This window comes from Actinomadura sp. 9N407 (genome assembly GCF_044326315.1).
Classification (GTDB): Bacteria; Actinomycetota; Actinomycetes; order Streptosporangiales; family Streptosporangiaceae; genus Spirillospora.
The window spans coordinates 85,628-100,336 of record NZ_JBIRAW010000026.1 but is presented as its reverse complement, the minus strand read 5'-3'; the positions used below and the strand labels follow the sequence as shown (position 1 = coordinate 100,336).

13 protein-coding genes are annotated in these 14,709 nt (G+C 71.6%); 11 read left to right on the top strand and 2 right to left on the bottom strand.

Going from position 1 to position 14,709, the window contains the following annotated elements; translation table 11 throughout:
• Positions 1-121: 121 nt before the first annotated feature.
• Both ACH34Q_RS32890 and ACH34Q_RS32885 read left to right on the top strand, forming a co-directional pair.
• Positions 122-967, top strand: a complete 846-nt coding sequence (locus ACH34Q_RS32890; RefSeq protein WP_395987018.1) for a universal stress protein — start codon at positions 122-124, stop codon at positions 965-967.
• 68 nt (positions 968-1,035) lie between these two features.
• On the top strand, positions 1,036-2,739 hold the full coding sequence (locus ACH34Q_RS32885; RefSeq protein ID WP_395987017.1) for an alpha/beta hydrolase: 1,704 nt from the start codon (positions 1,036-1,038) through the stop codon (positions 2,737-2,739).
• Between the two features lie 87 nt (positions 2,740-2,826).
• Here the strand turns inward: ACH34Q_RS32885 and ACH34Q_RS32880 are convergent, their stop codons facing one another.
• The gene (locus ACH34Q_RS32880) at positions 2,827-3,540 is read right to left on the bottom strand and encodes a lysostaphin resistance A-like protein (RefSeq protein WP_395987016.1); all 714 of its coding nucleotides are present in this window, start codon (positions 3,538-3,540) and stop codon (positions 2,827-2,829) included.
• A 154-nt stretch (positions 3,541-3,694) separates the two neighbouring features.
• Between ACH34Q_RS32880 and ACH34Q_RS32875 the strand changes: the two genes are divergently transcribed.
• The 5 genes from ACH34Q_RS32875 (at position 3,695) to ACH34Q_RS32855 (ending at position 9,573) form a co-directional block, all read left to right on the top strand.
• Entirely contained in the window at positions 3,695-5,953 is a 2,259-nt protein-coding gene (locus ACH34Q_RS32875) for a LuxR C-terminal-related transcriptional regulator (protein WP_395987015.1), read from the top strand.
• 219 nt (positions 5,954-6,172) lie between these two features.
• A complete protein-coding gene (locus ACH34Q_RS32870; RefSeq protein ID WP_395987014.1) occupies positions 6,173-7,270 on the top strand; it encodes a S1C family serine protease in 1,098 nt (365 codons plus the stop codon).
• Between the two features lie 203 nt (positions 7,271-7,473).
• Positions 7,474-7,980 carry a DUF1269 domain-containing protein gene (locus ACH34Q_RS32865; RefSeq protein ID WP_395987013.1) on the top strand — a complete coding sequence of 169 codons (507 nt, stop codon included), beginning with the start codon at positions 7,474-7,476 and terminating at the stop codon, positions 7,978-7,980.
• Positions 7,981-8,071: 91 nt separating this feature from the next.
• Complete coding sequence (locus tag ACH34Q_RS32860) at positions 8,072-8,695, top strand: nuclear transport factor 2 family protein (protein WP_395987012.1); 624 nt, start codon at positions 8,072-8,074, stop codon at positions 8,693-8,695.
• Positions 8,692-9,573: an LLM class F420-dependent oxidoreductase gene (locus ACH34Q_RS32855; protein ID WP_395987011.1), complete on the top strand. Its 882-nt coding sequence runs from the start codon at positions 8,692-8,694 to the stop codon at positions 9,571-9,573. Before ACH34Q_RS32860 ends, ACH34Q_RS32855 begins: the two co-directional genes overlap by 4 nt.
• A 52-nt stretch (positions 9,574-9,625) precedes the next feature.
• Here ACH34Q_RS32855 and ACH34Q_RS32850 read toward each other — a convergent pair whose 3' ends face one another.
• Positions 9,626-10,447, bottom strand: coding sequence for a helix-turn-helix transcriptional regulator (locus ACH34Q_RS32850; protein ID WP_395987010.1), 822 nt, complete (start codon positions 10,445-10,447; stop codon positions 9,626-9,628).
• Positions 10,448-10,824: 377 nt separating this feature from the next.
• Between ACH34Q_RS32850 and ACH34Q_RS32845 the strand changes: the two genes are divergently transcribed.
• From ACH34Q_RS32845 to ACH34Q_RS32830, 4 genes are read left to right on the top strand one after another with little or no spacing between them, the layout of a single operon-like run.
• Positions 10,825-11,817: an ABC transporter substrate-binding protein gene (locus ACH34Q_RS32845; RefSeq protein ID WP_395987009.1), complete on the top strand. Its 993-nt coding sequence runs from the start codon at positions 10,825-10,827 to the stop codon at positions 11,815-11,817.
• Positions 11,814-12,590, top strand: coding sequence for a siderophore-interacting protein (locus tag ACH34Q_RS32840; RefSeq protein WP_395987008.1), 777 nt, complete (start codon positions 11,814-11,816; stop codon positions 12,588-12,590). Before ACH34Q_RS32845 ends, ACH34Q_RS32840 begins: the two co-directional genes overlap by 4 nt.
• Position 12,591: 1 nt before the next feature.
• Positions 12,592-13,569 (top strand): FecCD family ABC transporter permease, encoded by a 978-nt coding sequence (locus ACH34Q_RS32835; protein WP_395987007.1) that lies wholly within the window; start codon positions 12,592-12,594, stop codon positions 13,567-13,569.
• Positions 13,566-14,657 carry a FecCD family ABC transporter permease gene (locus tag ACH34Q_RS32830; protein ID WP_395987006.1) on the top strand — a complete coding sequence of 364 codons (1,092 nt, stop codon included), beginning with the start codon at positions 13,566-13,568 and terminating at the stop codon, positions 14,655-14,657. The genes ACH34Q_RS32835 and ACH34Q_RS32830 overlap by 4 nt, the downstream gene beginning before the upstream one ends.
• Positions 14,658-14,709: the final 52 nt, after the last annotated feature.

The window sequence follows — 14,709 nt, the reverse complement described above, 5'->3', positions numbered from 1 at the left end:
GAGGGCGGCAAGCGAGACTGCCGTGAGGGTTACCCGCTGGAGGGCGACTACTCGGCTGTGGCTGGGAAGGCCTCCAGGTGGACCTCAAGGTGGAACAGGCGTCGAGTGAGGGAGACATCGGGTGGAGAGCAAGCCGGTCGTGGTCGGTACGGACGGGTCGGAGCATGCCGGGCGGGCGGTGGCGTGGGCGGCCGATGAGGCGGCGCTGCGGGGGTTGCCGTTGCGGATCGTCCATTCCGTCGACATGCCGGGGCGGATGACGCAGGACATGGAGGTGGTCCTGTCCGAGGCCGGGCAGGGCGTGCTGGACGAGGCGCGCCGGGAGGTGCTCGCGCGGCAGCCGTCCGTCCAGGTGACGACGGAGGTGCTGAGCGGGGCGATGTCGCAGGCGCTGCGGGAGCAGGCCGGGGACGCGTTCGAGATCGTGCTGGGGCATCGGGGGCGCGGCGGGTTCCGCGGGTTGCTGCTGGGGTCGACGGCCCGGCGGGTGGCGGGGCGCGTGGCCGGGCCGGTGGTGATCGTACGGGGACGGGTCGAGGCGGTGTTCGGGGAGATCGTCGCGGGTGTGGATCCGTTCGAGGACGAGCCGGGGGCGCTGGAGTACGCGTTCGAGGCCGCGGTCGCGCGGAAGGCGGCGATCCGGGCGATCCACGCGTTCCAGATCGCGGACACGCTGCTGCCGCTGACGCCGACCGTGTCCACCGAGGAGGTCGCGAGCCTGGCGAGGGAGGAGCTGGCGAAGGCGGTCGCGCCGTGGCGGGAGAAGTTCCCGCAGGTGACGGTCACCGAGCAGGTCATCCAGGCGCATCCGGTGGAGGCGCTGGTGAACGAGTCGGAGACCGCCGATCTGCTGGTGCTGGGCGCGCACGGGCACACGGCCCTGGGCGGCTGGCTGGTCGGCTCGACCACGCATGGCGCGTTCGAGCACGCGCACTGCCCGATCGTCGCGGTACGGCCGCGCGTCTGAGGGATCACCCGGAAATCACCCGGTGAGGATGGTGCCGGGTAGGCGGGAGGACCGGTGTCCTTGCTGGCATGACAGAACCCGTGGCCGGCACGACGGAATCCGTGCCCGAGGCCGTCGCCCCTGAAGAACGCGATCCGCGGGTGGTGCGGCGGCCGCTGGGATTCGCCGGGCTGGCGATCGCCCTGCTGTTCGTTTGCCTGTCCTTCACGCCGTCACTGCTGCCCCGCGCCTGGGTCGTCCAGGGGGCGATCAGCGGGCTCACGGCCGCGATCGGGTACGGCCTGGGCGCCGGGGCCGGATCGCTGATCGCGAAGATCGCGCGGTGGGAGCCGGCGCCCCGGATCCGCAAGATCGGCTGGCGGGTGCTGATCGTCGGCGGCGCGGTGGCGTTCGTGCTGTTCGACTGGCTCGGCGCCGTCTGGCAGCGCGACCTGCGGCGCCAGATGGGCCTCCATGCCCATCTGGCGCGGGACGGGGTGCTGATCCTGGTCGTCACCGTCCTGGTGTTCGCGCTGGTCCTGCTGGTGGCGCGGTCGATCCGGCTGGGCACCCGGAAGATCAACCATGTGCTCGCGCGCTTCGTGCCGAAGCCGGTCGCGTACGTCGGGGCCGTCGTGGTCACGGTGTTCATCCTGGTCGGGTTCGTGCAGGGGTTCCTGCTCAAGGCGCTCATCAACGTCGCCAACGAGACGGCGCATCTGGCGAACGGCGGGACGAGCGAGGGCATCACGCAGCCGCGGACGGCCAACCTCTCGGGCGCCCCGCAGTCGTACGTTCCGTGGCACACGCTCGGGGTGAAGGGCCGCGACTTCGTCGGGCAGGCCAACACCGCCGAAGAGATCACCAAGTTCACCGGCCGTCCCGCCAAGGAACCGGTCCGGGTCTACGTGGGGCTGGAGTCGGCCGACACCAGCGAGGAGCAGGCGGACCTGGCCGTACGCGAACTGGAACGGACGGGGGCGTTCGAGCGGGAGGTCCTGGTCATCGTCGGGACGACCGGGTCGGGCTGGATCGGCGAGGTCGTACCGGACTCGCTGGAGCACATGTACGGCGGCGACTCGGCCGTCGTGGCGGTCCAGTACTCCTACCTGCCGAGCTGGATCTCGTTCCTCGTGGACAAGACCAAGGCCACCTCCGCGTCGGAGGACCTGGTGACGGCGATCCACGAGCGGTGGTCCAAGCTGCCGGCCGACGATCGGCCCAAGCTGGCGCTGTTCGGGGAGAGCCTCGGCTCGTACGGGACGGAGACGGCGTTCGACGAGCTGACCAACCTGACGTCCCGTACCGACGGGGCACTGCTGGTGGGCCCGCCGTTCGACAACCCGATCTGGAAGCAGGTCACCTCAGGCCGCGACAGCGGCAGCCCGGTCTGGCGGCCGGTCGTCGAGAACGGCCGGACGGTGCGCTTCAGCCAGGATCCCAAGGAGCTGCGCGCGCTCGGCGCCGAGTGGGGCTTCCCCAGGGTCGTGTACCTGCAGAACGCGTCGGACCCGATCACCTGGTGGGATCCCACGCTGATCGTGCGTTCGCCGGACTGGCTGGACGATCCGCGCGGCTCGGACGTGTCCCGGCACATGCAGTGGTACCCGTTCATCAGCTTCTGGCAGGTGACGGCCGACCTGGCGTTCTCGACGTCCGTACCGGACGGGCACGGGCACAGCTTCGGGACCAACATCGTGGACGGATGGGCCGCGCTGCTGGAGCCGAAGGGATGGACCGACCAGGACACGGCCAGGCTCAAGGAGCACCTGGAGGGACGCACTACCGGCTAGCGCCGCCGCACGTCAGGCCGGCACCGCACGTCAGGTCGGCACCGCACTTCAGGTCGGCACCGCACTTCAGGCCAGCGCGGCCGCACGTCAGGCGAGCGCCGCCGCGAAGACGAAGCCGATGCCGTTCAGCGACCAGTGCAGGCCCATCGGCGCGAGCAGGCTGCCGGACCGCCGGCGCAGCTCGCAGAAGATCATCCCGCCGAGCGCGGTCACGGCGACGACGGCGGCCACCGAGATCAGGGTGGCCGCCGGGCCGCCGCCCACGATCGCCTCGACGGCGGCGTTCCGGGACGCCAGGCCCATCGACGGGAGCACGTGCCAGATGCCGAACGCGACCGAGGAGAGGGCGATGGCCCGGGGCAGCCCGAAGCGGCGTGCGAGCATCGCGTACAGCACGCCTCGGAAGGCCGTCTCCTCCAGCAGAACGGTGCCCACCGGGATGTGCAGGAGGACGTTCCAGAGCACCGACGGCAGTTCGGAACCGCCCGCGCGCTCGTCGGCGAAGGCGGTACGGGTGAGCGGGATCAGGGCCGCGATCGTGTAGACGGCGAGGACGAGGCCCGCCGCCGCGCCGGCCCAGCGGAGCCCGCGCCCCAGGGTCTCCCGGCCGAGCCCGAGATCGTTCCAGGAACAGCCGTCCCGGCAGGCGAGGAGGAGCAGCAGCCCGGCCCCGATGACGCCGGTGGCGACGTACAACTCCGGGGCGAGCCGGTTGTTCAACAGATTGGTCGCGACCAGAACAGCCACGACGGCGGCGAGCGGAACGATCCGGCCCGCTGCTTTCGGCTGTGGTGAGGTCACGGTCCGCGATATTCCGCTTCTTCCGCAGGTCGGAGCGCGACAAGGCTACCCCGCGAAGGCCCGGCATCCAGATTCTGGCCACTTTTGGCACTGTGTTCTTTTCTGGTGCATTAAATGCTTTCAAATCCTGGCCATGCGGGGAGACCATCCACATATGGTGCCCGCGACGGAACCCACCGGTGCCGCTCGGCCGGAGACCGTTCTCCGGCGAGCGGCCGATGTGCAAGTCGCCCGTCCTCCCAGCGCCATCGAACGGACCGCCCTGATCCAGGCCCTGGTGGCGGCACGTACGGCCCGGGTCGTGCTCATCGCCGCACCGGGCGGATTCGGCAAGTCGACGCTGGTCGCGCGGTGGCAGGGCGACCCCGCCGAGACCCGGCCGTTCGCCTGGATCGGCCTGGACGAGGCGCACGACGATCCGGTCTCGCTGTGGACCTCGATCCTGCTGGCGCTCAACTCCGTGGTCGCCGACTCGATGGGCGACGACCTGGTCCGGCTGCTGCGGATGCGCGGCCCGGAGATCCAGGACCTGCTCGTCCCGCACCTGCTGAACCGGCTCCGCACGCTGCGGACGCCGGTCGTCCTGGTGCTGGAGGACTACCACGCCATCAGCGACCCGGCGTGCCATCGGCAACTGGAGTCGCTGATCGCCAAGCTGCCGGGGACGCTGCAACTCGTCATCGTCACGCGCGCCGACCCGCCGCTGCCGCTGGCCCGCTACCGGGCGTCCGGCGAGATGCTCGAACTGCGGATGCGGCAGCTGCGGCTGTCGCGTACCGAGGCCGGCCTGCTGGTACGGCAGGTGGCGGGGATCGATCTCGCCGAGGCCGACCTCGCCGCGCTCGTCGAGCACACCGAGGGATGGCCGGCCGCCGTGTCGCTGGCCGCGCTGTCGATGCGGGAGAGCCCCGATCCGGCGGCGTCGATGCGCGACTTCACCGGGACCAACCGGTACGTCGCCGACTACCTGGCCGAGGAGGTGTTCGGTCCGCTGCCGGAGGGCCTGCGCGGATTCCTCGTCCGTACCTCGATCCTCGACCGGTTCACCGCCCCGCTGTGCGGCGCGGTCGCCGGTACGGCCGCCGCCGAGGCGATCCTCGGCAAGCTGGACCGGGCCAACCTGTTCCTGGTCCCGATGGACGACAACCGGCGCTGGTACCGCTATCACCGGCTGTTCGCCGAGGCGCTGCGCGACGAGCTGACCCGTACCGAGCCCGGCCTGATCCCGGAGCTGCACCGGCGCGCGAGCGTCTGGTACGAGCAGGAGGACATGGCGGGCGAGGCGGTCGCGCACGCGCTGGACGCGGGCGACGTCGACCGCGCGGTCGCCGTCGTCTCCCGGCACTGGTTCGGCCGCGTCCTGGCGGGCGAGGCGGCGACCGTCCGCGGCTGGCTGGCCGCGATCGGTACCGGCCGGATGCACTCCGATCCGGTGGCGGCCATCTGCGCCGCGTGGACGGCCGCGGCCTCCGGCGACCGCCAGGGCATGCGGTACTGGCTGGGCGAGGTCGAGCGGATGCCCGACGACCGCCCGCTGCCGGACGGCATCGGCTCGCTGCGGTCGGCCGTGGCGCTGATCCAGGGCACCTTCGGGTACGACGGCGTCGTGCCGATGGTCAAGGCCGCCCTCACCGCCGCCGAACTCGAGCAGGAGCCGACCTCGGAGTGGTACGCGCTGGCCCGCTTCGGCCTGGGCTTCAGCCGCTACCTCGCCGGAGAGGCCGCGGCGGCCGTCCAGCCGCTGGAGGAGGCCGTCCAGGCCGAGGGCACCCGGACCGTCATCCGCGTCCTCAGCCTCGCGCTCCTCTCGCTGGCCGTGGCCGAGCTCGGCCGTACCGAGCAGGCCGCCGAGCTGGCCCGTGCCGCCCGCGAGATGATGGACGAGCAGGACCTGGCCGGCCGGGTCGAGACCGGGCTGGTCTACACGGCCAACGGCATGGCGCTGGCCGGCCTGCGGCGGTACCCCGAGGCCGCCGGCGAGCTGGAGTACGCGCTGCACCTGTGCCGCAAGCTGCCCGGCATGTCGCCATGGCCGGTGATGCTCAACCTCACCGCGCTCGCGGAGATCTCGCTCGGCCGCGGCGAGCAGCACAAGGCCACCGTGCTCCTGGACGAGGCCGCCATGCTGCTCGACGGGGTCTCGGGCGACGGCGGGCTGCTGCAGGCGCGGCTCGGCTCGCTGCAGCGGCGGCTGGCCGGCGCCGCGCGGACCTCGCTGGCCGAGCCGCTCACCGAGCGCGAGGAGGCCGTGCTGCGGCTGCTGCGCGGCCGCCTGTCGCTCCGCGAGATCGGCACGCAGCTGTACGTCTCGGTCAACACGGTCAAAAGCCATACGCGTGCGATCTACCGCAAGCTCGACGTGGCCTCCCGCAACGAGGCGATCCGCCGAGCCCGCGAACTAGGCCTCCTCTAACCCCGCCGCCCTGCCCCCGCCCGCCCTGCACGTTGACTCGTGGCGTGTTCGCTTGCGAGCCGTTCCGTAGAGGCGAACACGCCACGAGTCAACCGGCGGGGCGGATCACCTGGTGAGGGTGAGGTGGGCTCCGCCGACGCGGTCGTACGGTCGGTGCCCAGCCACATAAGGCCGCATAGCCGGATAAGGCCGCATTTAGGTATATGGGAGGAAGCACCTATGACCGGTGGGGGCAGCAAGCGGGTGTTTCGCCAGCAGGGGTTCCGCAAGCAGGTGTTCCGCAAGTCGGTGTACGTGGCCATGCTCGGGTCCTTGGTGTTGCCGGCGGCCGCCGCGTGTTCCGACCAAGGGGACGAGGGCGGCGGCGCGAAACCCGCGGCCGCACCGGGAACGGCGAACCAGGCCGGGTACGAGGAGCTGGTCCGCAAGGTGCTGCCGACGGTGGTGCAGATCCATGCCGGGGACAGCATGGGCTCGGGCGTGGTGTTCGACGACAAGGGCGCCATCGTGACCAACGCCCATGTCATCGGCGACGCGAAGAAGTTCGAGGTCATGCTGCCCAGCGGCGGTGAACCCCTGGACGCGACGCTGGTGGGATCGTTCCCGGCCGCCGATCTCGCGGTCATCCGGGTCACCGACCCCTCGGCCGTACGCCCGGCCACGTTCGGCGACTCGGGCAAGCTGCGGGTGGGGCAGCGGGTGCTGGCGATGGGCAACCCGCTCGGCTACTCCGGCAGCGTCACGGAGGGGATCGTCTCCGGGCTCGGCCGTACGATCAGCCACCCCGGCGAGGGCGGCGGCCCCGCCAAGACGATCGTCAACGCCGTCCAGACGAGCGCGCCGATCAACCCGGGCAACAGCGGCGGGGCCCTGGTCGACATGGCCGGGCAGATCATCGGGATCCCGACGATGGGCGCGGTCGACCCGACGGTGGGCGCGTCCGCGAACGGGCTGGGCTTCGCCATCCCGAGCAACACCGCCAAGGACTTCGCCCAGCAGATCATCGCGTCCGGGAAGGTGACCCAGACCCGGCGCGCGACGCTCGGGATCCGCGGCCAGACCGTGGTGGCTCCGAACGGGCAGCCCGCCGGGATGGGGGTGGCCCTGCTGGAACGCGGCAGTCCTGCCGCCAAGGCCGGGATCCAGGAGGGCGACATCATCACCGCGATCAACGGGACGCCGACGCCCACCACGGTCGCGATGGCCGACGCGCTCGCCGAGCTCAAGCCCGGCGACGAGGTCTCGGTGAGCGTCACCCGCCCCGGCGGCGCCAAGGGGACCGTCTCGGTACGCCTGGGCGAACTGCCCGGCGACTGATCCGGCGCCACGCCACCGAGCGGGCACTGCCGGCCGGGCGCTGCCGGGCGGGCTCTGCCAGTCGGGCGCCACCGGTCGGCAGCCCCCAGCCGGGCGCTGCCAGGCTCGCCGTCTCACCCGGGTGAGGCGAGGGGGGCGGGTGATGCGGTCTCACCCCCTCGTCCGCAACAACTGGGGCACCCGATCGGAAGTGAGGAATCACCATGAGCACTCTTGTGGCCATCTCCTACCCGGACGTCGACACCGCCAAGAAGGTCCGGGAACGACTGATCGAACTGGAGCGCACGAACCTGATCACGATCGCCGACGCGGCGGTCGCGGAGCAGCGCAAGGACGGCAAGATCAAGCTGCATCAGATGGTCAGCACCACCGGCCGGGGCGCGGTCTGGGGCACGCTGTGGGGCGGGCTGATCGGGATGCTGTTCCTCTCGCCGCTGCTCGGCGCGGCCGTCGGCGCGGCCGCGGGCGCGGCCAGCGGTGCCAGCGCCGACATCGGGGTCAACGACCACTTCATGCGCGACGTGGGCGCCAAGCTCCAGCCGGGTGGCGCCGCGCTGTTCCTGCTCGTCATGCAGAGCACGCCGGACAAGGTCATCGCCGAGGTCGCCCAGTACGGCGGGGAGATCCTGCAGACCTCGCTGAGCGCCGCCGCCGAGGACGACCTGCGCGAGGCCGTCGAAGCCGCTCAGGCCGCCCACAAGGACGACTGACCGCGAGGGCGCCACCGCCGCCGGGCGGATCGCTTTCGTTCAGCGGGACTCCGGCGGCGTCCCGCTCCCGGAGGCTGCACACTCAGCGGTCATGGGAGTCCAGAGAAGCGAGTGGTCCGACCGGCAGCAGATCCATGACGTCGTCCTGCGGTACTGCCGCGGGATCGACCGCCTGGACTTCGGCCTCGTACGGTCGGCGTACCACCCCGATGCCATCGACCATCACACCGGCTTCTCGGGCGGCGTGGACGACTACCTCGCCTGGGTCGAGCCGCTGCTGCGCGCCCGGCTCGGCGGGACGATGCACATCGTCGGCAACCACCTGGTCGAACTGCGCGGCGACACCGCGATCAGCGAGACCTACGGGCAGTCGGTGCACTGGGGTGAGCCGTACGACGATGCCCGGGTCAACTTCACGACGGGCGTCCGCTTCGTCGACCACATGGCCTGGCGGGACGGCCGCTGGGCCATCGCCGAGCGCTGGGCCGTACGGGAGTGGACGCGCTCGGACGCCGGACGGTTCAAGCGCAAGGAGGCCGACGGCCCGTCCGGCAGCAGAACCGACGAGGACCCGCTGATCCGGCTCCAGCACAAGCTCGGGATCGGACACGGGCCCGGACTCGAACCCGGGCTTGGACACCAACACGCCGGACGCGATCACGTCGGACACGAACATGCCGGACACGAAGCACACGGAACGGAGGCCGGCGCATGAAGGTCGGTATCAGCTCGCCCATCCTGGCCCTGGCCGGCAAGCGCCCGGCCTGGGAGGCCGAGGCGGGGACCGCGGAGATCGTCCAGGTGGCCCGGACGGCCGACCGGCTCGGCTTCGAGTTCATGACGTGCCCCGACCATGTGGCCGTCCCGCCGGGGCTGCCGCGCGGTGAACGCTTCTACGACCCGCTGGCGACGTTCTCGTTTCTGGCCGGGCAGACACGGCGGCTCCGCTTCCTGCCCTACGTCCTGGTGCTGCCGTTCTACCACCCGCTGGAGATCGCCAAGCGGTACGGGACGCTCGACAGCCTCAGCGGCGGCCGGCTGATCCTCGCCTTCGGGGTGGGCAACCTGAAGGAGGAGTTCGACATGCTCGGTGCCCCCTTCGAGGATCGCGGCCCGCGTGCCGACGACGCCTTGAAGGCCTTGCGCGCCGCCTTGTCGGACCGTGTGGTCTCGTACGACGGCCCGTACTACTCGTTCGAGAACATGGTGATCGACCCGCGCGCCGTACAGCAGCGCGTACCCCTGTGGATCGGCGGCCACAGTGAACGTGCCCTCCGGCGTGCGGTCACCCTCGGCGACGGCTGGTCGCCGGCGCCGCAGTCGTTCCGCGGCCCCACTCCCGAGCTGATGCGCCAGATGCTCGACCAGCACGACCTGCCGGACGGCTTCGACGTCGTGTTCACGCCCGGCGGGCTCGTGGACGCCCTCACCGAGCCCGACCGCGTCGCCGAGGTCATCGGGACGGCGAAGGAAGCGGGCGCGACCCAGATCAACCTGGCGGTCAAGCACCAGTCGCTCCCCCAGTACCTGGACCAGCTCCAGGCGTTCGCCGAGGTCGCCGGCCTCGACATCGAGCCCCACCACCCCGGTTGACTCGTGGCGTGTTCGCCTATGTGTGGCGGTGGAAAGGCGAACACGCCACGAGTCAACGGGGCGGGGCGGAGGTGGTGCGGCCACCGGGGGTGTGGCCGTACTGCTTGCTGTACGCGGCGATGAACGCCGACGGGCTGGCGTAGCCGACCTGGTGGGCGACCTTGGTGACCGGCAGGGATCCGAGCAGGACGCGAGCCGCGCGCAGGCGGAGCAGGGTGCGCCAACGCGTGTAGGACATGCCGAACTCGCGGGCGAAGTCGCGCTGCAGGGTCTTGGGACTGATGAGGAGTCGTTCGGCCCACTCCTCGAGCCGGGTGGCGTCGCCCGGGTCCCGGGAGAGGGCGCGGGCGACGGTCATCGCGTAGCCCGCACCGGATCCCGGGACCTGCTGGCCGGCTTCCTGGGGTGCGGAATCCTGAGGACCTGCGGGGACGGGCCGCAGGCCGTCCATGATGCGGCGGCGTGCGGCCAGGGCCGCCGTGACGTCGCAGCCCGGACGGCCGATCATCTCGATGAGGGAGGCCGCCTCGGCGTCGACGGACACCGGGCCGGCGCGCAGGTCCGACAGCGCGGCCGGGACCTCGCGCAGGCAGATCCGGTAGACGGTCTGCCGGTCGCTCGCGCGGACCTCGTGGAGCATCGCGCGCTGCGCCCAGAACGCCTCGCGCGGCCCGGTGAACTCGACGGCCGAGCCGTTCACCGTCGCGAGCACACCGTCGGGCGTCCAGTAGAGCTGGTGCAGGAAGTCCTGGCGGCTCTCACCGAACGACAGCCCCGCAGCCGACCGGTACTTGAGCACGAAGATGCCGTCCGGCTTGCCGAGGCCGTAGCCGTACTCGTCGCATTGCGCGGGACCGTCTCCGAGATCCCCCACGCCGGCCGCCCGGACCGTTCCAACGTCGCCGATGCCTCTGGTCCCTCTGGTCCCTCTGGTCCCTCTGATTCCGCTGGTTCCGCCAGTTCCTTTGGCTCCGCCGACGCCGCCGGTTCCGCTGGCCGCGTTGACCGCGTTGATGCCGCTGGTCGTGCTGGCCGCGCTGTTCCCCCTGGTCCCGGGGACATGTCCTCTGGGCGACACAGGTTGTCCTCTCACCGATATGGCCGCGAGTCAGGTAAGGCTAACCTAAGTGAGTCGTCCGGCGACGTCAGGGCGGTGTTTCGCCCTCTCCGTTTATCTCAGCGCCGAGCACCTCAGCGCCGTGTATCTCAGCCCCTTGTACCTAAGTTCCGCGTACCAAAAGGAAAGCCCTCATGTCCCCTCGTAAGCACTGGATGCCGGCCGTGGCCATGGCCGCCGCCCTCGTCCTCGCGGCCGGTTGCGGATCCGGTACGGACGGGTCCGGCGGCTCCGCCAAGACCCGGACGTTCGCCGCCGACAACGGCTCCATCACCATCCCCGCCGACCCCGAGCGCGTCGTCGCGACCGGGTACGCCGTGCCGGTGCTGATCGAGGCGGACGCCGCGCTGGTCGGCATCTCCAGCTGGAAGCGCGGGCTGCCGGTGATGACCGCCGAGGACCGCGCCACCTACGACCAGCTGGACAAGATCGCCGGTGAGACCGCCGCCGAGACCAACTACGAGGCGATCGCCAAGGCCAAGCCCGACCTCATCGTCATCGGGGTGCCCAAGCCCGTCCTCGGCGACCTGGACATGAACCGGCTCAAGTCGATCGCGCCCGTCGTGGCGATCGGCCCCAGCCTGCCGTCCGCCTGGCGCGACCTGTCCCGCCGCCAGTCCGACGCCGCCGGGCGGCTCGCGAACTTCGAGACCCGCAAGGCCACGTACGAGAAGAAGGCCGCCGAGGTCAAGGGCAAGTACGAGGACGCGCTCGCCGGGTTGAAGTTCGGGCACGTGGGCGGGTACGGCGAGGCGTCGTCCGGAACGTTCCAGCGCGAGTTCCCCGGGTCCTGGGGCACCAACATCGCCACCGACGCCGGCGTGACCTACTACGGCGAGGTCAAGAAGAAGGCCGGCGGTTCCGGGGACGTGTCCGAGACGCCGTCCATCGAGGAGCTTCCCGAGAGCCTCGGCGAGGCCGACGTCATCACCTACACGCTGCAGCCCGACGGCACGCCCGGCGAGTCCGTGAAGTACGTCCTGGACTCGAAGCTGTGGAAGAACCTGCCCGCGGTGAAGGCCGGCAAGGCCTACGGCCTCCGCTACACCGAGGCCGCCACGTACGCCTCGGCCATCAAGACCCTGGAAGCCCTCGACCAGGCGCTCGCGCCGCTGCTCGCCCAGTGAAGCGCGACGACCCGCGGGGCAAGGTCCGGGAGCAGCACCGGAACGGCACCGGCCTCGATCGCATCCCGTACCCCATCTGCATCCGTACCCCGAAGATCGTGCGGCGCGAGGAGGTCACGCCGCGGATGCTGCGGCTGACCCTCGGCGGTCCGGAGCTCGACGGCACGCACACGTACCAGGCCGACGACCATGTCCGGATCGTGTTCCCGGACCCGGACGGCACCCGCCGGCTGCCGATCCCCAACGACCGGCAGATGCTCGACTGGCCGAGCCCGTTCCCGACGACGCGCAAGTACACGATCCGCCGGTACGACGCCGCCGCGCGCGAACTCGATCTCGACTTCGTCCTGCACAAGGGCGGGCTCGCCTCCGAGTGGGCGGCCGGCGCGGAGATCGGCGAAGAGGTCGCGATCGCGGGTCCGCCCGGAGCCAAGACGTTCCCGCACACCTACGACCACTACGTTTTCGCGGTCGACGCCACGGCACTGCCCGCCGCCGGGCGCTGGCTGGACGAGTCGCCCGAGGACGTCTCGGCCACGGTCGTCATCGACGGCGACGATGCCTACCCGCTCGCGCATCGCGACGGAGTACGGATCGTCCGCGGCGACCTCGCGGAGACCGTGCAGGGACTGCGCCCGGCGGAGGGACGGACGTTCCTGTTCGCCGCCGGCGAGGCCGACGCGCTCAAGCCGCTGCGGTCATGGAGCAAGGGCCGGATGGACGCCCTGTTCACCGGCTACTGGAAGCGCGGGGTCGTCGAGTTTGAGGATTGACGTGACCCGCCGGGTCGCGATCCTGCTGGCGTCGGTCCTGGTCCTGGCGGCCCTGGCCGGCGCCAGCGTGTGCGTCGGGGCGAACGCCGTCCCGCCGCACGCGATCTGGGACGCCTTCACCTCCTACGCCGGCACCGACGAGCATGTGATCGTCCGCGACATCCGGGGGCCGCGGACGCTCATCGCGATCTGCGTGGGCGCCGCGCTCGGCACCGCCGGGACGCTGATCCAGACGCTGACCCGCAACCCGCTCGCCGAGCCCGGCGTCCTCGGCGTCACCGCGGGCGCCGGCTTCGCCATCATCATCGGCACGGTGGCGGGCGTGGCCGCGTCGCAGTCCGTCCGGCTCGGGCTCGCGCTGGCCGGCGCGGTGCTCGCGGCGGTGCTCGTGTACGGCGTCGGCCGGACCCATCCGCTGCGGCTGATCCTGGCCGGGGTCGCACTGACCTATGTGCTGTCGGGCCTGTCCCTCGCGCTGCGCCTGGTCTTCCCGGACGTCCTCGACCGGTACCGGTTCTGGGCGGTCGGGGCGCTGGCCGGGCGCGAGCAGATGCCGCTCGGCCTGCCGCTGGCGGCCATCGTCCTCGCGCTGATCGGAGCCGTCATCGTGACCCGCCCGCTGGGCAGCCTGGCCCTCGGCGAGAACGTCGCGCACGCGCTCGGCGCCCGCGTCGGCCAGATCCGGATCGCGGTGCTCGTCCTGGTCACCGTGCTCGCCGGCGCCGCGACCGCGATCGCCGGGCCGATCCTGTTCGTGGGGCTGATGGTCCCGCACCTGGCGCGGCGGCTCGCCACCGGCTCGGTCCCCTGGCTGATGGCCTACACGATGGTGTTCGGCCCGATCCTGCTCGTGGCCTCCGACATCGGCTCGCGCGTCCTGCTGCCGACCGGCGAGGTCCCGGTGGCCATCGTGACCGCGTTCATCGGCGCTCCCGTGCTGATCTGGGCGGTCCGGCGCTACGGGACGGTGTCGCTGTGAAGGGTGCCGCTGCGAACGGTGTCGACGCGGACGGTGTCGACGCGAACGATGTCGCGACGAACGCCGTCGTGCTTCGCGCGGGCCCGTTCTCGGCCCAGATCGAACGCCGCCTGCTCGTCTCGTCCCTCATCCTCACGGCCGTCATCCTCGTACTCGCCGTCGCGGCCCTGTGCCGCGGCGACTCCTGGGACTCTCCCGGCGAGGTCCTGGCCGCGCTCGCCGGTTACGGGGACTCCGTCCTGGTCGTACGCGAGTGGCGGCTGCCCCGGGTGGCCGCCGCGATCGTCTTCGGCGCGTCGCTCGGCGCGGCCGGGGCGATCTTCCAGAACCTCACCCGCAACGCGCTCGGCAGCCCGGACGTCATCGGCCTGGACGCCGGCGCGTACACCGGGGTACTGATCGCGATCACGGTGTTCGGCGGGACGGCGGCCGGGCTGGCGCTGGGCTCCCTCGCGGGCGGCCTGCTGGCCGCGGCGGCCATCTACCTGCTCTCGCTGCGCCAGGGCCTCAGCGGGATCCGGCTCATCGTCATCGGCATCGCCGCCAACGCGATGCTCACGGCGCTGAACTCGTGGATCGTCCTGCGCGCCGAACTGGACGTGGCGATCGCCGCGACCGGATGGAGCGCGGGCTCGCTGAACGGCCTGGACTGGAACGAGCTGCGGCTCCCGTTCCTCATCATCGGCGCGCTGGCGGTGCTGCTCGCCTTCCTGTCCCGGGCCATGCACCAGTCCGCCCTGGGGGACGAGGTGGCCGCCACCTCCGGCGTGCATCTCGGCCGCTTCCGGCTGCTGATCGTCCTGGCCGGGGTCGGCTGCACCGCCGCCGTCACCTCGGCGGCCGGGCCGATCGTGTTCGTGGCGCTCGCCGCGCCGCAGATCGGCCGCCGGCTCGCGGGCGCTGCCGGGGTACCGCCGCTGCCCGCCGCGCTGACCGGCGCGCTGCTGCTCCTGGCCGCGGACCTGGCCGCCCAGACCGTGCTGGCCCCCGTCCAGCTCCCGGTCGGCGTCGTGACCACGGCCATCGGCGGCACCTACCTCATCTGGCTGCTCGTCAAGGAAGTGCGAGCCAAGGAAATGCGAGCCTAGGAAATGCGAGCCTAGGAAATGCGAGCCTAGGAAATGCGATCCAAGGAAATGC

Bases quoted from the DNA above. Each gene is read 5' to 3' on its own strand.
- ACH34Q_RS32885 (WP_395987017.1), top strand. From the start codon at position 1,036: ATGACAGAACCCGTGGCCGGCACGACGGAATCCGTGCCCGAGGCCGTC.
- ACH34Q_RS32875 (WP_395987015.1), top strand. From the start codon at position 3,695: ATGGTGCCCGCGACGGAACCCACCGGTGCCGCTCGGCCGGAGACCGTT.
- ACH34Q_RS32870 (WP_395987014.1), top strand. From the start codon at position 6,173: ATGACCGGTGGGGGCAGCAAGCGGGTGTTTCGCCAGCAGGGGTTCCGC.
- ACH34Q_RS32865 (WP_395987013.1), top strand. From the start codon at position 7,474: ATGAGCACTCTTGTGGCCATCTCCTACCCGGACGTCGACACCGCCAAG.
- ACH34Q_RS32860 (WP_395987012.1), top strand. From the start codon at position 8,072: ATGGGAGTCCAGAGAAGCGAGTGGTCCGACCGGCAGCAGATCCATGAC.
- ACH34Q_RS32855 (WP_395987011.1), top strand. From the start codon at position 8,692: ATGAAGGTCGGTATCAGCTCGCCCATCCTGGCCCTGGCCGGCAAGCGC.
- ACH34Q_RS32845 (WP_395987009.1), top strand. From the start codon at position 10,825: ATGTCCCCTCGTAAGCACTGGATGCCGGCCGTGGCCATGGCCGCCGCC.